The 19,728-nt window shown below is 26.3% G+C and carries 19 protein-coding genes; 2 read left to right on the top strand and 17 right to left on the bottom strand.

Annotated elements, in window-relative coordinates:
- Positions 1–85: 85 nt before the first annotated feature.
- The 4 genes from MSROBK_RS00635 to MSROBK_RS12530 form a co-directional block, all read right to left on the bottom strand.
- Positions 86–1,939: an ABC transporter gene (locus MSROBK_RS00635; protein ID WP_040092536.1), complete on the bottom strand. Its 1,854-nt coding sequence runs from the start codon at positions 1,937–1,939 to the stop codon at positions 86–88.
- A gap of 21 nt (positions 1,940–1,960) precedes the next feature.
- Positions 1,961–3,610 (bottom strand): ABC transporter permease, encoded by a 1,650-nt coding sequence (locus MSROBK_RS00630; protein ID WP_227991314.1) that lies wholly within the window; start codon positions 3,608–3,610, stop codon positions 1,961–1,963.
- Positions 3,611–3,790: 180 nt separating this feature from the next.
- A complete protein-coding gene (locus tag MSROBK_RS12535) occupies positions 3,791–4,189 on the bottom strand; it encodes a transposase family protein (protein ID WP_242441474.1) in 399 nt (132 codons plus the stop codon).
- Positions 4,174–4,626 carry an IS5 family transposase gene (locus tag MSROBK_RS12530; protein WP_040092446.1) on the bottom strand — a complete coding sequence of 151 codons (453 nt, stop codon included), beginning with the start codon at positions 4,624–4,626 and terminating at the stop codon, positions 4,174–4,176. The genes MSROBK_RS12535 and MSROBK_RS12530 overlap by 16 nt, the downstream gene beginning before the upstream one ends.
- A gap of 101 nt (positions 4,627–4,727) precedes the next feature.
- On the opposite strand from MSROBK_RS12530, the gene MSROBK_RS00620 reads away from it, so the two are divergent.
- Complete coding sequence (locus MSROBK_RS00620) at positions 4,728–4,895, top strand: DDE-type integrase/transposase/recombinase (RefSeq protein ID WP_133165033.1); 168 nt, start codon at positions 4,728–4,730, stop codon at positions 4,893–4,895.
- A gap of 328 nt (positions 4,896–5,223) precedes the next feature.
- Here MSROBK_RS00620 and MSROBK_RS12525 read toward each other — a convergent pair whose 3' ends face one another.
- From MSROBK_RS12525 to MSROBK_RS12005, 3 genes are all read right to left on the bottom strand, one after another.
- Positions 5,224–5,622, bottom strand: a complete 399-nt coding sequence (locus MSROBK_RS12525; RefSeq protein WP_242441474.1) for a transposase family protein — start codon at positions 5,620–5,622, stop codon at positions 5,224–5,226.
- On the bottom strand, positions 5,607–6,059 hold the full coding sequence (locus MSROBK_RS12520) for an IS5 family transposase (protein WP_040092446.1): 453 nt from the start codon (positions 6,057–6,059) through the stop codon (positions 5,607–5,609). The genes MSROBK_RS12525 and MSROBK_RS12520 overlap by 16 nt, the downstream gene beginning before the upstream one ends.
- Positions 6,060–6,373: 314 nt before the next feature.
- On the bottom strand, positions 6,374–6,496 hold the full coding sequence (locus MSROBK_RS12005; protein ID WP_258267030.1) for a hypothetical protein: 123 nt from the start codon (positions 6,494–6,496) through the stop codon (positions 6,374–6,376).
- Positions 6,497–6,518: 22 nt separating this feature from the next.
- On the opposite strand from MSROBK_RS12005, the gene MSROBK_RS00610 reads away from it, so the two are divergent.
- On the top strand, positions 6,519–7,418 hold the full coding sequence (locus tag MSROBK_RS00610; protein WP_040092533.1) for a hypothetical protein: 900 nt from the start codon (positions 6,519–6,521) through the stop codon (positions 7,416–7,418).
- A 123-nt stretch (positions 7,419–7,541) separates the two neighbouring features.
- Here MSROBK_RS00610 and MSROBK_RS00605 read toward each other — a convergent pair whose 3' ends face one another.
- The 10 genes from MSROBK_RS00605 to MSROBK_RS00560 form a co-directional block, all read right to left on the bottom strand.
- Positions 7,542–8,639, bottom strand: a complete 1,098-nt coding sequence (locus MSROBK_RS00605; RefSeq protein ID WP_040092531.1) for a hypothetical protein — start codon at positions 8,637–8,639, stop codon at positions 7,542–7,544.
- Complete coding sequence (locus MSROBK_RS00600; protein ID WP_040092530.1) at positions 8,639–11,014, bottom strand: hypothetical protein; 2,376 nt, start codon at positions 11,012–11,014, stop codon at positions 8,639–8,641. The genes MSROBK_RS00605 and MSROBK_RS00600 overlap by 1 nt, the downstream gene beginning before the upstream one ends.
- Before the next feature lie 16 nt (positions 11,015–11,030).
- On the bottom strand, positions 11,031–14,885 hold the full coding sequence (locus MSROBK_RS00595; RefSeq protein ID WP_040092529.1) for an AAA domain-containing protein: 3,855 nt from the start codon (positions 14,883–14,885) through the stop codon (positions 11,031–11,033).
- A 122-nt stretch (positions 14,886–15,007) separates the two neighbouring features.
- Positions 15,008–15,409, bottom strand: coding sequence for a 30S ribosomal protein S9 (rpsI, locus tag MSROBK_RS00590; RefSeq protein ID WP_040092528.1), 402 nt, complete (start codon positions 15,407–15,409; stop codon positions 15,008–15,010).
- Positions 15,410–15,420: 11 nt separating this feature from the next.
- Positions 15,421–15,861 carry a 50S ribosomal protein L13 gene (gene rplM, locus MSROBK_RS00585; protein ID WP_040092527.1) on the bottom strand — a complete coding sequence of 147 codons (441 nt, stop codon included), beginning with the start codon at positions 15,859–15,861 and terminating at the stop codon, positions 15,421–15,423.
- 110 nt (positions 15,862–15,971) lie between these two features.
- Positions 15,972–17,213, bottom strand: coding sequence for a serine hydroxymethyltransferase (glyA, locus tag MSROBK_RS00580; protein ID WP_040092526.1), 1,242 nt, complete (start codon positions 17,211–17,213; stop codon positions 15,972–15,974).
- A gap of 90 nt (positions 17,214–17,303) precedes the next feature.
- Positions 17,304–18,260, bottom strand: a complete 957-nt coding sequence (locus tag MSROBK_RS00575) for a hypothetical protein (RefSeq protein WP_040092525.1) — start codon at positions 18,258–18,260, stop codon at positions 17,304–17,306.
- A 74-nt stretch (positions 18,261–18,334) separates the two neighbouring features.
- A complete protein-coding gene (locus MSROBK_RS00570) occupies positions 18,335–18,997 on the bottom strand; it encodes a uracil-DNA glycosylase (protein WP_040092524.1) in 663 nt (220 codons plus the stop codon).
- Between the two features lie 154 nt (positions 18,998–19,151).
- Positions 19,152–19,433 carry a hypothetical protein gene (locus MSROBK_RS00565; RefSeq protein WP_040092523.1) on the bottom strand — a complete coding sequence of 94 codons (282 nt, stop codon included), beginning with the start codon at positions 19,431–19,433 and terminating at the stop codon, positions 19,152–19,154.
- Between the two features lie 51 nt (positions 19,434–19,484).
- Positions 19,485–19,673, bottom strand: coding sequence for a hypothetical protein (locus tag MSROBK_RS00560; protein WP_040092522.1), 189 nt, complete (start codon positions 19,671–19,673; stop codon positions 19,485–19,487).
- Between the last annotated feature and the right edge of the window lie 55 nt (positions 19,674–19,728).

Genomic DNA, 19,728 nt, shown 5'->3' with positions numbered 1-19,728 from the left:
ATAAATTAGTATTTAAATAATACCATAAAATAGATGGTAATTCATTTTAAAAAGAAGGCAAAAAATATTACTATTATATCTATGATTATTTAGGCTGCTTTTTTAGTTTCTTTTTTGTCTGTTTTGCTAATAATTGCCCTGATACTTCTGCTTTTATTAACGCTTGTTCTTCTACTGTTAAATAATTCAATGCACTAATACTTTTTTCATATGTTTTAATATTTTCAATGTTATTCATTGCTTGATAAATTAATTTTATTCTAATTGTTCCATATTTCATTTTTAAAAAACGATAGTAGGTTCCTGCTAGTCCAATCATAACAAAAACAATAACCCAAATAAATAAAATCCCCATATTTTTGACAATCTCAGTTTGATATTCACCAATACCGATACTTGTTGGTGAAGATAAACCATATATTATTGTTCCAATATTATGTAAGCCATAACGGAATGGTGAGATATATGATAAAACATCAAAAAATTTATTTTGCATAAATGATGGGAATGTTCCTCATCCAGCTGATAAATTAATAATCAGATAAATAACAGCAATAAAACGCCCCAGCATTTCATCGGGAATCGCTAACCAAAGAGAACAAATAATAATATTGAAAACTGATCCTAAAAAGAGCATTCATAATCATAGCAAAGCATACGATGGACCAATTTGCCCAAAACCTAAAATTAATAGTGAAAGCATCATTACTGTGACCTGAATTCAGGATGTACACAACATTAATAGTAACTTACTAAAATAATGTTGATAAGATAATGTGTTTTTGGTTCTACCTTTACGATCATAAACAAATGTTTGTGTTAAAGCCCCAACTCAAACACCAATTAACATAAATAATTCTCCCAATCCAATACCATATTTATTGTATTGATAACCTTGCACGTTATATGAAATATCAATAATGCTGCCAACATCTTTTAAATGTTTACCCAATTCATTACTATTAGTAAAATATTGATCTTTGCTAACAACATTTTCTGATCCAAAAATAAATTGTACCAAGGGTCCTTTTACTAAGCCAAATACCTTTAGTAACGAAGTAATAATCTTTCCTTGTGCTGAAGTTAATTTACCTTGACTAACTAAATTATTTGTTTCATTAATTAAATTGCTTGTATTAATACTTTTAACATAGTCATCATAAGTAGTACGATTTACGGTCCCATCAGGATTAGACAGAATGGTATAAAGCATTGGTAAAATTAATTGCGGTACTGCTTCACGAACAAAACTTTCTCGTAAATTAGCGAAAGTTGTTGCAAAATAACCAATTAAAAAATTTTGTTTATACGTTGCTCACAAGTTAACCGGATTATTGCTCATTCAAGTAACATCCGTTAAAAACTGATCATGGTCAAATGATGAATTTGCAATGTTTTTTAAAATGTTAATTAAATGAACAGAATAATTTTCAGGAATTCGTAGTTGAACTCAATATTTATCATTTGGTTCAAAATTAGTATCTTTATTTTTTAGATAATTTAATTTCAAGGTAATAGTACTAACATCGATTTTAACATTATTATGTTCTTTATCATAATAATTTTGTCCAGTAACAATATTATCACTAACACTTGTAAAACGTGCAATTTCATTTGGTTTAACTGCTGCATTACAACTTGTTGCATCGTTTGCATTAACATAATGAATATCAGTCCCATTTGCAATTGATTTGTCAGTATCACTTTTAGGTTTATAAATCACACATAAATTTGCATCATGATTAACAATCGCCATTGGAATCTGGTCTGTTTTAAGGAATGGATTTCAAAAAGCTCAAACACAAAAGAAACCATACAAAAATGGCACAATACAGATTGCGATAAATTTTATAATTCGTTTCTTATTTTTAACGGTTTGCTCTTGTCATTCTTTTTTAAAGATTTCTTTAAAAGTTGGCAAGTTATTTTTGTTATCCATAACTTTCCTCCTTAATCATAATTACACTATGCTATCACGGTCTTCCTCTTCTGTCTCAATTGAATAACCTTTTGCTTTAATTTTTTTAATTTTATATAAATATTTCGGATTTTTTGTAATATCAAATTTTGTTTCCATCCGCTTTATCTTCTGACTTTTTTGTTCTTCAAATATTTGATATTGATTAATTAGAATTTGTCTTTTTACTATTTCAACTTCCTGATTACTTAAACCATTTAAAGTACGATAAACATTTTTATTAATATTAATATTTTCTTCCGGTAATACTTTCTTTAATGCTTTTAAATTAAAAGTTCCATATTGTTCTTTTTGTCGTCATAAATAAGTTAATCCTAAACTAATTATTAATAAAATTGGAATTCAAATTAATAATATTCCCATATTTTGTAAGATTTCAGTTTGGTATTGAACTAATGAACCTTCACCCGTTCCAATCCCGTAAATGATATTTCCCATCCCGTGAATTGCGTATTTGAAAGGTGTTAAAACTGAAATAACATTGAAAAACCCTGCTTGCATAAATGATGGGAATGTTCCTCAACCTGCTGTTAAATTTAAAATTAAATAAATAACAATTAGATATTTTCCAACATCACCATCAGCAGGCGCAAACCAGATTGCATGTTCAATAATAGTAAAAATAAGACTACATAACAATAGCCACACATACAATAGTCCAAAACTAGGTCCCATCTTACTATATCCTAATATTGCTAACGAAATAGCTAAAATTGTTGTTTGAATTGCTGTTGTAATTAACATTAATAATAATTTTGAAAAATAATGTTGGTATCATTTTGCCCGTTTTGTCCGGCAAGTACGATCAAAAATAAATGTTTGCATTAAAACACCAACCCACATTGCGATGGCAATGAAAAATTCTCCTAGTCCAATCCCATATTCACCATACTGATAACCTTGGATGTGGACGGGAATTTGAAAAATTAATGAATTTAAATTTGCTCAATCGCGAATTATCTGCTGTGCTTTTTCGCTATATTCAGGCCAAGTAACATGGCGATCTAAATCAGGAAAAATTTCACAAACAAACTCATCAAGAAATTGTTTTCCTGTTGTTTGTACTAATTCTAAAACCTTTTTTGCAATATCATAATATTGTGGATAATTATCTTGGACATAATTTAAAATTGCTTTTCCAATCGGGGTATTTGGACCAATAATTAATAAAATATTTTCTAAATAATTACTAAAGTCACGACCGGTTAAATAGTGGACATTAGCTGTTTCATCTCATTTTGCAAAAGCTCAAAACATTGAAGTACCTAAAACTTCAGGTAAAGCAGAATGTACCAACGCGGTTTTAATTTGCGTAAAAGTATATAAAACTTGACCTGCTAAAAAATTTTGTTTATACGTTGACCAAAACTGTGGCATGTTACCAATTAAATATTCTAAACTTTTAACAACTTCTGTTGGGCTATGATTGCCAGCTGCTCGCATTAGTTTAAAAATATTCTCTGTAAAACCAGGACCAACTTGTAATTGTGCCCAATATTTGTCGGCTGGCTTAAAACTAGTTTGACGACCATACAAATAGTTTAGCTTAATTGTCATTCCATTTTGTTTTAGTTCTAATGCTTTTGCATTAGCATTATAAAATTCATTATTAATTACTGATAAATTAACCATACTATCAAAACGATATTAGACTTCTTGCATTACTTGTTAAAAAATTGCAAATATTTGTAAAAAAGATACTAATAGAAAAATATAATTTTAATTAATTATGTTTTTTATTTAAAAATTTAATATTTTTCCACAACGAAAAATTAATTTATTATTTAAATTATTTAATTTTAAATAAATATTTTATGTTAAATATAATAATTGTAAATTATAAATTGAGGCAATTAAATTAAATCTTAAACCAAATCTTTTTCTTCGATTACGATATTTTTCTGTAATAATTTTAAATTTTTTAAGAATAGCAAAAATATTTTCAATAATAATTCTCATTTTTGAAACTAGTCTATTATATTGCTTTTGTTCTTTGTTTAAAGGGTTTTTCTTTGTTTTCTTTGTAGGTATTAGAACATTATTGTGATTTTTTTGTATTCCTTGATAACCACTATCAACTATTAATTTGGTATTTTTTAAAATTGGGATTTTTGATTCTTTAAATAAAGCATAATCATGTTTTTTTCCGAGCGAAAAACTTGTTGCAATAATTTTTTTGGTTTCTTGTTCGATAATTACTTGTGTTTTGATCGTGTGTTTTTTCTTTTTACCAGAATAAGATTGTTTTTGTCTTTTTTTGGGCGTTGGATTGGAGTTTCGGTAGCATCAATAATAATAGTTTTATCATTAAAATAATCATTTATTAGTGCTTTTTTACCAGCAAGTTGTTGAAAATCAGAGTTTTTAATTAAAATATCTTCAATTCACTTAATATTACGATAACAATTAGCCTCACTAATATCAAAACTTTTACCAAGATGAAAATAAGTCTGATATTCTCGTCAATATAATAAAGTCATCAATAATCTATTTTCTAATGATAATTTATTAGTTTTACCACCTTTTTTAAATTTTTCTATTTCAGCAACTTTTAAAATATCTAACATTTTATTAAAAGTGGATTTTTTTATTCCTGTTAATCTTAACCATTCTCTATCATTAAGAGTATTAAATTTATTATTGTTCATATTTTTATGTCCTCATAAATTATATTTTATAATAATATTTTAATAAAAAAGGGTATCGCAAGAGGTCTACTAAAAAAGCAAGTATTGTATTAATGGTTTTAATGAAAATGATTAAACAAATTGGTATTAGTAAATTTAGTTGTATTTTAACAGATAGAGGAAAAGAATTTTATAAATGAAAAACAATAGAAAAACATTTTAAAATAAGAGTCTATTTTTGTGACCCTGGTAAACCAAAACAAAAAGCATTAGTTGAACGGATAAAATAGGGATTTAAGGCGTTGATTTGACCAAACTGAACCGTTAATTAATATTCGTAGTAAATTAAAATCTGTTTTAGATATATTAAATACTACAATTAGACCGTGTTTGCGATATTTTACATCAAAGCAATATTTTAAAAAAGTTTTTGTAAATTAAACTAATATTTTAATAGACTTCTTGCATTACTTGTTAAAAAATTGCAAATATTTGTAAAAAAGATACTAATAGAAAAATATAATTTTAATTAATTATGTTTTTTATTTAAAAATTTAATATTTTTCCACAACGAAAAATTAATTTATTATTTAAATTATTTAATTTTAAATAAATATTTTATGTTAAATATAATAATTGTAAATTATAAATTGAGGCAATTAAATTAAATCTTAAACCAAATCTTTTTCTTCGATTACGATATTTTTCTGTAATAATTTTAAATTTTTTAAGAATAGCAAAAATATTTTCAATAATAATTCTCATTTTTGAAACTAGTCTATTATATTGCTTTTGTTCTTTGTTTAAAGGGTTTTTCTTTGTTTTCTTTGTAGGTATTAGAACATTATTGTGATTTTTTTGTATTCCTTGATAACCACTATCAACTATTAATTTGGTATTTTTTAAAATTGGGATTTTTGATTCTTTAAATAAAGCATAATCATGTTTTTTTCCGAGCGAAAAACTTGTTGCAATAATTTTTTTGGTTTCTTGTTCGATAATTACTTGTGTTTTGATCGTGTGTTTTTTCTTTTTACCAGAATAAGATTGTTTTTGTCTTTTTTTGGGCGTTGGATTGGAGTTTCGGTAGCATCAATAATAATAGTTTTATCATTAAAATAATCATTTATTAGTGCTTTTTTACCAGCAAGTTGTTGAAAATCAGAGTTTTTAATTAAAATATCTTCAATTCACTTAATATTACGATAACAATTAGCCTCACTAATATCAAAACTTTTACCAAGATGAAAATAAGTCTGATATTCTCGTCAATATAATAAAGTCATCAATAATCTATTTTCTAATGATAATTTATTAGTTTTACCACCTTTTTTAAATTTTTCTATTTCAGCAACTTTTAAAATATCTAACATTTTATTAAAAGTGGATTTTTTTATTCCTGTTAATCTTAACCATTCTCTATCATTAAGAGTATTAAATTTATTATTGTTCATATTTTTATGTCCTCATAAATTATATTTTATAATAATATTTTAATAAAAAAGGGTATCGCAAGAAGTCTAATGTATAAGATTAATAAAGTTTATTTTTTGTTGTGCTTATTTTTATAATTTTGAAAATAAATATTAAAAATAATATTTTGTTTTAATATTTTTTGTAATTATTGATTTTTATTTTTAATTTGTTATAATTTTATTAACTTTTTATGACTTAGTTTTACAGTATATAATGTTATTATTTTTAGTATTACAACAGTATTTTACTTGTTAATAACATCATGACCACATACTTTAATTTTTTTAAAACTCTATGGTGTTGGAATCTTGATTTCTTTTATCTCATTACCATTATTTTGATTTATTATCATCATTGCTAGTCATTTTTTAAAAGAAAGTGTTATAACTTTAATAACATTATTTTTAACAATCATTGTTTTAATAACACCTTGACTTATGACGGCAAAAAATATCAAGCATTATTTTTCAGCAGCAGACTATAATGTTACCAACATAATTAAGGCAAACAAGCACACAGAAATTAATCTTTTTAAATCTAATGATATATATACTAAAATTTACGATGCCATTAATAAAAATGATGGCAATCAATTTCATCAAATTATAAATAATTATTTAGAAAAAAATAATTATCAAAAAATATTACAAGGTGGTTTTCTTTCAGAGGCAGTCCACTTTAATGATTTAAAAAGGGAACTACTTTTTGATGTTAATCAAGATGTTAAAATAATTCACCCGCAAAGTCATTTGGAAAATCCTCAAATTATTCTTTCAAAGGAATTTTCTATAAAAATTGAGATTTATCAAATGTTTTACCAACAAAATACATTTGGAATAAACCCCAATATTACGACAAATCCGATTCTATGAGGGTATCGCTATAGCTGGCAATTTCAAAAAAATATGTTTATGGAAATTGAAAAAAAATATGCTCTCAATACTCAAACAATAATAACTAGTATTTTACAACAACCTCAAAATGTGCCTGGGTACACACTATTCATTAATTTTTCAAAATATATTGAGGACTATAAAAAAGTTGCTGAAAGTAATGAATATAAAACAGGAATTCTTGCCCTTAACTTATTTAGTCAATATACTTTAACTGCTGCTAAATTAATTAACGACGATAATTTCTATCATAGTTGAGGTTATTCTAATTTTTTTAATAATGAATTTAATTGGCATAAACTAAACGGAATTATATATAATTTGGACTGAGATAATATCATATATACCCGTCCAACTTGGCCATTAGTTTTTCCAATGACAATTATATTTATCTTACCAACAATTGGGTTATATTATTTTTTAAAACACTTTAAATATAAATAAAGATGGTACTTATCTAAATAAAAAATAATTGAAAAATGTATTAAAAGGAGTAATATAAATTGGTCCTTTTAATACATTTTTACTTTGCCTACTAATACTTGAATAAATGTCATAATTATTATCTTATTTCTTTTTTGTTTTACTATCGATTTGTATTTTAGCTTGGTTCATAATCTTATCTGGATTTAAATATGTCTTTTTCATTTCTTTTGATAATGATACATCATACATTGATAAATCATTAACAAATGGTTGTTCATCAACATTATGGGCGTGACCTTCATAACCTTCAAATTTGTAAGTAAAACGACCATCAAGATATACTTTAAAGATTGCTTCTTCTCCTGTCACTTTTTTAGCATAGACAATAACAAGACTATCGTCATTTTCCTTTGTAATTCGAATATCATTATTATCAACAATAAAACCACGTTTTTGAATTGCTTGCAAGATTGCAGCAATTGCATGTTTTCGTGCTGATTCATCTAATTGTTGACTAATAATTTTATTTTGTAAATCCAATGCTTTTTGATTTAAAGAATTAGTATCATTAACACTAGTTTGACTGAATTCCTCTAACACCGGTCCTAATTCAGCATTAATAAATTTATCATCGCCAATTTGGGCTTTAAAACTATTAAGATATTGATTTTTCATAAAGTCTATTGAAGCACGATAGTTATTAATCTTATCTTGAACAAGCTCTGAAATTGTATTTGGATCTAGATTAACAAGCTGATTTTTATTTGATTTAAAAAAATTCATAATAAAAGCTTTTGAAGCATTATCATCAAACATTCCTAGTAGTTTTTGCTCTAATGTTTGATAATTTAAATTAACACGATTTTTTAAATTCACTAAGCGTTGTTTTGTTTCGTCTTCAACAACTTTTACTTTTAGCACTTCAATTTTTTGTTGAATTTCTGCTAAACGTAATGTTTTTTGTTCTAAGAAAAAGTTAACTCGTTTTGCTAATTCTAAATCAACATGTTTAACCTTTTGAAATTCATCAACCAATGGATTAGTTTCTAAATCAACTAAAATTTGATTTAGCTCTTGTAAATACTGTTCAATTGCTTGGCAGTTTAATCCACTAGCATCAATATTTTTTAATTGTTGTAATAATAATTGTAAGTTTTCTTTAACAAAATTAATATTTAAACTTAATCTTTCGATTTTTTTTTGGTAATTATACATTACCTGTTCAACACTCATACTCATTAATTTAACACCTCTTCTATTTCTTTTTGTAGTTTTTTTAATGCATCGCGGTTTTTATTATCATTTCGCTCATCGCGCGCTTTTTCACAATATAAGTACAATCGTAATTCATAATATATTGTCATAATTTGTTTTTGTTTACTTTTATCCAAAAGATCCTTGCAAACAAATAATTTTTCATTAATTGCTTTTAAACGATGGTCTTTTGCCTTTAGCATAGCAGTAATTTTTTCTTCTAAGATATTTATTAAATATAATGCTGCTTTATCAAAGTAGAAAAAATCAAGGTATTCTTGAAATTTTGGTTCAGAATTAAACATATCTTTAAACTTAATAGCTTTGTATCTCGTTTCTAATTGTGATAATGATCCTAATAATTCAATTGTTAAATCATCACCATGATTAATATTTTTAAAGCGTTCGCTAATGATTGCAACCTTAGTTCAAATTTCCTCTCAATGACGCTGTAGATTACTTGTCTCTCTTTTTTTCATTTCAGTAAAATATTTTATATATTCTTCCGCATAACCATACAAATTAACTAATAAAGTAATATTTTTACTTAAATTTGTTGTACTAATTTCTTCAAATAACTCATGGTGCAAATTATCATTATTAATCGCAAAAAGGAATTTAGTTAAAATAGCAAATAAATTTTGATTTCAAATTTTTTCAATAGTTGTTGAACTTGCAACATTAGTTAGTTCTAATAGTTGTTTTAACGTAACATTATCTTGATGGTAAAGTTCTTGTAGCATATTTAAAGCTTCTTTACTTGCTAACAAATCATTGTTTGTTAAAACTTGATACGCTTTAACAATATTTTGCTGGTCTTTGGCTTCTTGTTTTATCGCCGTAATTAAAAGGGTATGCATCTTTGTAAAATAATTTGGTCTTAAAGTAAAATTAGTTAAAATTTGCTCACATTTGGATAAAATTGAAATCTTATTTTGAAAATTATTTGTACTAATATTTTTTAAAATATCATCAAAAGCATTGTCATTTTGATTTAATAGATCAATTAAATAACAATAAATAAAGAGGTCATTAACTTTATTACCGTGAATTGTTTCATAAATATTTCCTTGTTCATTTTTCAACACAGTTTGTAAATTTTGTAAAATTTTTTTAAATAAGAGGTTGCTATAATTTGATAAAAATTTTTGGGCAGTGATAATTTTACGATTTAACATTATTAACTCTGTTGGTTGTAAGGCATAACATTCTGTCTCGTTTTTATCATTAATAAATAATGTCAAAAAATGATCATGTATTGGTAAAATGGTTTTATCTAAATAAAAAATTGGAATTGAAGCGGTTAAATCACTTATCTTAGTACTATGATCAGCATTAACAAAAATAACACAACGAATATCATTATCAAAATAATATTTATGATTTAAAACTGCTTTTGGATTAACATTTGCTTCATTAATAATCAAAATTCGAGGATTTATCAATGTTGAAGTAATATGACGAGGGTCTTGTTGATAATCACTTTCTAGCGTATTTGCTGCAATCTTTTGAATATTTAAATTAAAATCAGTTGTTAAATCTTCTGTCATTGTTGTTAAAAAATAATCTAAAATTTTTGTTCGTAAATTAATATTATTATCAATAATTTCTTGCAAATTTTTATCATTCATAACTTGCATTTTAATATCTTTAAAAGTTGTTAAAGTTAGCACAACTTCCTTTGTTTCATAAACATCAGATAATAATTTATTAACTTCTTTATTATCATGTTTAATTGTTTGTTGTTGCTTTCGAATTGAAGTAAATGTTGTATCATTATTAAACATATTATATTTATTAGGACTAGTTTTATATTTTTCTAAGAATTTAAATAAATCATCACCCGTAATTGTTACTTCATATTCTGAAAAAATTGTTAAAGCATTATTATTAATTTTTTCTATTAAGAGTAAATGTTCATTATTAATATATCGTTCATTTGTAAAAATATCAAAAATAAAATCAATTGTTGCTTCACGGTTATTGTTTTTACTTAACAAATAACCTTTTTCTAAGGCTTGTAGTGCTTCTTTTGAAATATAAAAAATTCCAATTGCACGATCAATTCATTCTTGTTCAGCATAAGTATTAGCCAAATAATTTAATGACCCTTGTGAATTAATTTCAATTGTGTTTTCTTTTTCAATTAAATCCTTTAAACATTCAGCGTAAATTTTATGATTAAAAATTTGTAATTCATCTCGTAAAATATTAGCTAACGACTTTTCTTTATCTGGATAATTAGCAATAGCATTTAAAATGACATACTGAAAAAAGGATGGTCTTTTTGGTGTTTGATAACTAACAATTGTTGTTAATTTTTTTCAGTTTTTATAGATTTTAACTACTCCTAATTTCATTTTCTACCTCTAACTTCTATAATAAATCTTTTGCATGTCAAATAAGACCATAATTATCAATAATTCGTAAAATTTCATAATATGCTTTAATTGTGGTTGTTACATTTGGATTAATAATCGTTGGAATCTCAACATCAATATTAGCAAAGAAATTAATTGCTCCAATAATAATTAACATATTTTTTGTCCTAGAAAAGGCAACATTTAACCGTTCATACTTTTTAACAAATTCTTTATTAGCATTAAGTTGCCGTTGTGGATGACGAACAGTATTAACAATAACTATTTCTGTTTCTCGTCCTTGATAATCATCAACAGTTGAGACTTCAACTTTAATATTTTTAAACTTTAAATTACTAATAGTTTTCCGTAATTTTTTTACATGCAATCCATAAAAACTAATCACCGCTACTTTTGGTTGTTTTTTTAACTTCGCAGTTAAATCATTATATCCTGTATCAATTAACATAAGAGTTTTAATCGTTAAATTAATTTCTAATCAATTAAAAAGACTGGTACTACCACTTTCACCTTGTTCATAAACAAAGTTTTGGTTTTCATCTTTTGTTGAATCAATTCAATAAATTGCTTTTTTACTATCAAAAATTTTTAAACCCTTCTCATTTTCAGCGGTAACATAATGTTGTTTTTCGTTATTTTGATTTTCTTGATCTCCTAATTGTAATTGGTTTTCATAAAACACATTAACAATTCGCATAATATCTTTATGACTACGATACTGATTAACTAAAATTTCTTTAACAGAATCGTCACATTTTGAAATAATCTTTTTAAACATTGAATTAGTTACTAACTCTAAGAAATCATGATAACTATAATTTTCATTATAATTATCATTAATCAAAGCAACATCTTCTTCACGATACGGCATAATTGGTGGTAACTGACGATAATCACCAACTAGAACCACCGCTTTACCATATACTAGCGGCATAAAAATTTCCATTGGTGTTAATTTACTTACTTCATCAATGACAACAACATCGAACCCAAATTTTTTAATATCAATATCAGCAATATTATAATCTTGTAAAACCTTATTTTTACTTTGGGCATATGATTGATTTGAAGTTGCGGTCATTGCAACAACATTAACACTGTCTTGCAAAAACTGATTAGCATAGTTAACAGTGTCGCGTTCCATTGCTGGAGTAAAACGATCATTTTGAATTCCTTCTTGGTTTAAAAAAGCGGCAATATTATAATTTCTATCTAAGAAAGTAATCATATTATTAACAAAATTACCTTTTGTTGCTTTTTCATTAATAATAGTATTCATATCATGATCAATGCCATTAATGACCTTATCAATTTCATTAATTGTCGCAGTAATATCTTTTACAACTAAATTTAAATTAAAAATATGATTAATACTATTAACAATATTTTCAATTTCGATTTTCAAAGCATCAATGCGATTACGTAATGCTGCAATGTCTACTTCTAAATATGATATTTCTTGAGCATTTTTACTAACATCAATTTGATTCATTAATTTTTCATTATTATTAATTTGTTCTTCATAATGTGTTTTTAATTTTAACAGATCGTTTTTAAATTTTTGTTGTAAGTTTTGATAAATAACATTCTCTTGTTTTAACTCCGTAATTTCATTTTGCGCCGCTTGAAGTTTCTCAATTCATGCATCATCGCGGAATTCTTGCCTAACGTTATTTAATTCTGTTAATTCTTGTTCTTTTTTTACCAATAATGGATCAACAGTTCCTGATTTTGTTAATAATTGTTGATAAGTACTTGTTAATGAATATGATTCGTCAAATTGAAAACCTAACTTTTCTTGAATTAAAGTTCCAAAATATTTATTAAATAATTCAACTAAGTCCGCCGTTGCGGTAATAATTCCTTCTCAACTTAAGTTGCCTAAAAACTCTATCATATTATCAATATTATTAATTTCAACTTTTAATTTTCGATTATTAGTTTGATATTCTAATTTTTGATTGCCTAATCTTTCTTGTTCAGCAACTAATTCATTTACCTTTTGTGTTCAAGTGTTATAATCTTTAATTTCTTTTTCAAGCATCTTTGCCCGAGCTTTAAGACTTTGTAATTCCTTCTTCTGATTTTCATAATCATAATCAATCCCATTTCATTTTGTTAAATATTGGCGCATTAAATGCGAATAAATAAAACGATAATTATTAAAAATTAATTTATCCGGATTAAAATCATTAAAACGATTTTTTTTACGAACTTCTTCTCCGGTTAAACGTAATGGCACTAACATTGGTGTTTTATATAATCTTGCTAAAACATTATCAATTGCAGTATGATTTTGAGAAGATATTAAAACCTTTTTCCCAAGTTTAGCATACTGATAAACTAATTCAGCAATAAACTCAGTTTTCCCTGTTCCCGGAGGTCCTTGCAATAAGAAAATGTCTTGAGAATTAAGTGCTTTTACTAATGCTTTTTTTTGATTTAAATTCAAATTAGTCGAAGCAAAATGTAATTGTTCTAACGCAATTAAATGATGCTGTGATTTTAATTTAACATCTTCAATATTAAAAATATAATTAATTAAATAAGGGTTAGCAACATCATTTTTACTAATTTTATCTAAAATGATATTACTACGGCGAATTAAAGTTAAATCTCCTTTTCCAATATAAGTTAAATAACCATACTGAGGAATAATGTTTGTTAATTCTTTTGTTGAAATATCATCATCATTTTTTATTTCATAAAAGCAATTAATAATTTGATATTTACTTAAATGCTCAGCAACTAATTTAATTGTTGCTGGATCAATTTCTTTCTCTTTTGTAATATTATTTTCAATCATATAAAGTTTCATTATTTCCTTAATTACATTAAGATCAGGTTTTTGTTGTTCTTTTGTTGTTGCAATATTAAAACCTAAATCATAAATATCGGTGCCATCTTGCGCATAACTATCACTAAAATTAAAAGTAAACAATGTTAAGGGGTTTTCTTTTTGATATGTTCGATTAATTTGCAATCCCGTCATACTTAAATTATTTAATCCTTCTAAAACACGATACTTATTAAAATCATCTAAAATTAATTCTAACTCAATAACAATTACTTCTTCATAAGAAGGATTAATCTTGATACTTTTATTAATAAAATGCTTTTTATTAACATACCAAAAATTAGGTGTTAAAAAACGAGCATCATGAAAAGTTTCCACTGCTGCAACTGTTTTTGGGATTTTCACATATTCTGTTAATTTCCGTGTTAAATATAAGCATGAATTATTACGCTTATATTCTAAATTCTGGCTTTGAAATTGAAGATATTGTAATCAGCGTTCTTTTTCTTCAGAAAAAGATGAAATTAAGAACTTCATATTAGCAAAAACATTTGAATCAAAAATAGTTCGTAATCTTGCTTCATCAATTCGAAAATTATCCGCTATTTCTAAGACAACAGTCGTTGCCGTTGTCTCAAATTCTTGTTTCTCTTTTTCCATTGCTGTTAAAAAGATGTTTTTAACATTAACAATTCCAATTTGTGGGTCAATATCACCAAGAATTGTTAACGATAAGTTTGGATCTAAAATATCATCAAAACCCGAAATTGATTTAAAGCGAATTAAAATATCATACAGTTCTTTTGTTTCGCCTTTTTTATCTTTTTTAATCTTTGCTTGATCATTAATTAAACTAACAAAAAAATCAGCGATATAGATCTCCTTTTTTAAAAAAAGATCTAATCCATTCACTGTTGTAATATTTTTTAAACGGAGGTTCTTAACATCATCATCAGTAAATTTACTCTTCGCATTTGTTAAAAAGTATAAATTTAATAATAAATTCTTACCATTAAATTTATCCCCTTGAATTGTAAATTTTGTTAATGCCATTAGTCCACCCCTCTTATCCATATATAATTATACTAAACTTATATTAGATAACAATCAAAGCGATTAAAAACAATGAAAATAAAAAAGAGAATATTTTTGAAATATTCTCTTGATAAAAATACCTATCTTTTTGAGTATTGTGGTGCTCTTCTCGCTCCGTGTAACCCATATTTTTTACGTTCTTTAATACGAGCATCACGAGTTAGCATTCCCGCATGTCTTAATAAGGTTTTATAATCTTGTGAAGCTTCAACTAGTGCTCTTGCGATTCCTAGTCTTGTTGCTCCCGCTTGTCCGGTAAAACCACCACCAGATACTTTAACACGAATATCAAATTCTGATTTTACACCAGTAATTTCTAAAGGTTGTTCCAAATCCTGCACTAATGTTGCATATGGGAAAAATTCTAACGCTGGTTTCCCATTTACAACCACATTTCCTTTACCAGGAGTCAATACAACTTGGGCAATAGAAGATTTTCTTCTTCCTGTCCCACGATAAATAACTTCTTGTTTTTTTGCCATACCCGCTCCTTTTATTTATCAGTTAATTCTAACTTAATTGGTTGTTGTGCTTCATGGAGATGTTCGTTACCAGCATAAACGAATAAATTACGAAATAATTTACTTCCTAATTTATTTTTTGGTAACATTCCTTTAATTGCGTGTTCAACTGGATAAATTGGTTTTTTAACTAGCATATCTTTTGCTGTTGTTCGTTTTAACCCACCCGGGTGTTGTGAATGATGATAATAAATTTTACCCTTTAATTTATTTCCTGAAAAATTAACTTTATCAGCATTAAGAATAATAACATTATCACCACAATCAACGTGCGGCGTATACGCTGGTTTATTTTTTCCTTTTAAGATCATTGCGACTTTGCTTGCTAAACGTCCCAAAACTAGACCTTGAGCATCAATAACATATCATTTCTTTTCAACTTTTGCTGAATTCAAGATAGTAGTTTGTCTCATGCCACTGCCTCCTAACATTATTCCGTACCAGGGTCCAATGTATAAAGCAGTAATATTATAACTAAAAAAGCAAGGATAAGCAACAATTTAAACTGATATTTCCAAATTAATTATGTTGTTAAATGTCAATTTGAATAAATTGGAAAATCATGCAAAAGTTTTTTAACTTCGTTTTGATATTTTGCAATATTTTCATCAGTGGGTTCTTTAAACACATAATAAATTATTTCCCCAATTTGTTGGAATTCTTTGCTCCCAAAACCACGTGTTGTCATTGCTGCTGTTCCTAAACGAATCCCGCTTGTAACAACAGGTGATTCTTGGTCAAAAGGAATCATATTTTTATTACAGATAATACCAATTTTTTGTAAAATCTCTTTTGCTTGTTGTCCTGATATTCCCAAACTGCTTTTTACATCAACCATTAATAAATGATTATCTGTCCCATCAGCAACTAAACGAAGATTTTTTCCTTTTAAAGTTGTTGCTAAAACCTTTGCATTATTTACAATTTCAGCTTGATATTGATTAAATGAGGGCTCTAATGCTTCTAAAAAACATTGCGCTTTTGCCGCAATTACATGTTCTAACGGTCCTCCTTGATTACCAGGAAAAACAGCACCATCAATTTTCTTTGCTCATTTTTGTTTTGATAAAATTAAACCACCACGTGGGCCACGTAATGTTTTATGTGTTGTTGAAGTAACAACATCAGCATATGGGATTGGTGACTGGTGTAATCCAGCAGCAACTAAACCAGCAATATGAGCCATATCAACCATTAATAAAGCACCAACTTTATCAGCAATAACGCGAAACTTTTTAAAATCAATTTCACGCGAATAAGCGCTTGCTCCAGCAACAATTAATTTTGGTTTAACTTCCACCGCATTTTTTTCAATTGCATCATAATCTAACATTTCTGTTTTTGGATCAACACCATAACTGCAAAAATTATATAAGCGACCAGAAAAATTAACTTTATGTCCATGCGTTAAATGTCCTCCAGCAGCTAAATCCATTGCTAAAATCGTATCGTGTGGTTGTAATAATGCATAATAGGCTGATGCATTTGCTTGACTACCAGAATGGGCTTGAACATTAGCGTGTTCTGATTGAAATAGTTCTTTTACTTTATCAATTGCTAATTGCTCAATTTGGTCAATATATTCACACCCTCCATAATAACGATGAAACGGATATCCTTCAGCATACTTGTTTGTTAAAATTGAACCTGTAACAGCTAAAACTGCTTCACTAACATAATTTTCTGAAGCAATTAATTCAATATGGTCTTGTTGCCGCTTTAATTCTAAGTTAATTAATTCTTTAATTTGCGGATTTACTTTCATTATTTTCATCTCCATTCTATTTTTTCTATTATCATTATATAGTTATAAATAAAAAAAATAACTTAAATAAAGTTATTTTTTCATCATCTTTTAATATTGTAAACTGGCATTGGTATCTTTATGAATCAATGGTGAAACAGCCCGATAAGTAATATAAATAATTGCTGAATTAAATAAAACTTTTAATGGGGCCATTGCCAATCGCGAAATCATTGTCACTCCATAACCATCCGTTCCACTTGTTTTATTTTGTGAAACTGTTAAGAACGCAATATCCCCCCAGGCGGATATTAGCGTGGTGACTCAATATTCATTAATAACAGCCAACATAATAATGGCTACTAAATCTCAGTAGCGTTTTTTGGTTTTATCAAAGTAGCGATAAACAAACATTATTATTCAAATAATAACAATTGTTCCTGCTGTTCCAAACCCAATAATATAAATTAAGACAACCTTACTAACCTCTAAACCAGCAAATAAGGTAATTGTTTCTACTGGTGAATATCAAGTCATTACCCCAGCAAAAGTTCCAAAAATTATAATAAAAATATTTGTTAACATAAATAGAACTCATTTATGTTTTCCAACAGCGCGATTAATTGATGATGCACATCCCGACAAAAACCCATATGAAACAATAACAATAATGTAAGCAACATGGACATAGGAAGGAACAAATAACATAACAATTAAATCTGTTATTACCCCCGACAATAAACCGACAATTGGGCCAAAGATAAAACCACTAATTTTTACCATTAATCCTTCAAAAGCAATCCGAACGGGTGGAAAAACAGTAATTGGTACTGTTACGGAAATAATAATTGTAACCGTTGCTGATACTGCAGCTAACATTGTAATATATGCGATATTTTTTGTTGTAAAACGAATCCCATGATAACGTTTAGGATTGATTAAATAATACAAACCATTATAAACACAATATATGACAAAAAGTGCGCCTATTACCCCACTAGCAATATATGCCATTTTATTACTATACAAGATTTTCGATATATCGCTAAATGTTGTTAATAAACTCATAATATCCCCGCAATCTACATATTGATAAAATAAAGCTTTTGTGGAGTCAATATTTTACATAATACAATTATACATTACATTTTTCATTCAATTATGTTTTTTTTATTTTTTAAAAGTAAATTATTAATTTTTATAAAAAATTGTTGATCTTTAAACAAGTTATAGCTAAAAGGTGACGGGTGTGATCCCTTAATAATATTACTTTTGTTAGTAATATACTCACTATATTGTTTTGCATAATTGCCCCATAAAACATAAATAATGTCATCGTGAATTTGATTTAAATAAATAATTAAATTTTGGCTAAAAGTTGTTCAACCAATATCTTTATGACTCAGTGGCGTTTTGGTAACAACACTACCAATTGTATTATATAAAAAAACACCTTCTTTAACTCAATGTTCTAAATTACCACTAGTATGATGGTCAACCCCTAAATCCTTTTTTAATTCATGAAAAATATTAACTAAACTTGGTGGGTTTTTAATACCACTACTAACACTGAAAGCTAATCCATTAGCTTGGCCAGGGCCATGGTATGGGTCTTGACCAATAATTACAACTTTAATATCTTTTGGTTCAATTAAAGTAAATAATCGAAAAATATCGGTTTTTTGGGGATAACAAATATTTTTTTCATATTCATTATCAATATTTTTTAACAATTGTTGAAAATATGGTTTTTTAATTTCATTATCAAAAAACTCTCTCCAACCAACTGCATACTTTATTCACATTATTTTATCTCCTATTACTTGTCTGAAATATTGTAATTATTAGTATTTATTTTTTGCAAATTAATTATATCAAAAACTTTTTTAAATCCAATGATTCTTGAACTAAAACCTTTGATGTTTTAAAAACATTAAATATTTTAATATTATTAATTCTTTAAATGCTATTGGATTTAAAAACTAACTTATAATTATAATTTTTTGAATTATATTTTAATAATAAATCTACGTCAAGATTAAATTTTTGGGTTTTACAATAAAGCACGAATTTACTTTTTCCATTCTCTTTATTATCAATTATCTGTACATTGGTAAAATTTCAAATGTTATTTTCTAATTTAATATTTAAACCATTTGATATTTTTTCATATTCTTGAATTAAATAACTAATTACACCATCTTTGTTTGAGAAATCATCGGTTTTTATTATATTTTTCATATTATCTTTATTAATTTTAACTCCTATACTAGGTTTTAAATCTACACTATATTAGCTAATCTCCGCCCCGCTACATTTTGCCATTTTAGTAGAATATACGTTAAAAAATAAACTGCTCATAAAAAATGAATTAATATAGGCTTGATAGCTTTCTGAAAATTGATTTTTACAAGCAACACTATTTGCTGTTCCAAGTCCAGTTAAAGATATTGTATCTAATATACTTAATATTTTCTTCATATTTTTTATTTTTCCTCCCACTGTTTATTTAATATTTTTATTATATTTGTTTTTC

It is taken from the genome of Spiroplasma poulsonii, assembly GCF_009866525.1.
GTDB classification, from domain to species: Bacteria; Bacillota_I; Bacilli_A; order Mycoplasmatales; family Mycoplasmataceae; genus Spiroplasma; species Spiroplasma poulsonii.
The sequence above is the reverse complement of the archived record's forward strand: the minus strand, read 5'-3'. Positions and strand labels throughout refer to the sequence as shown.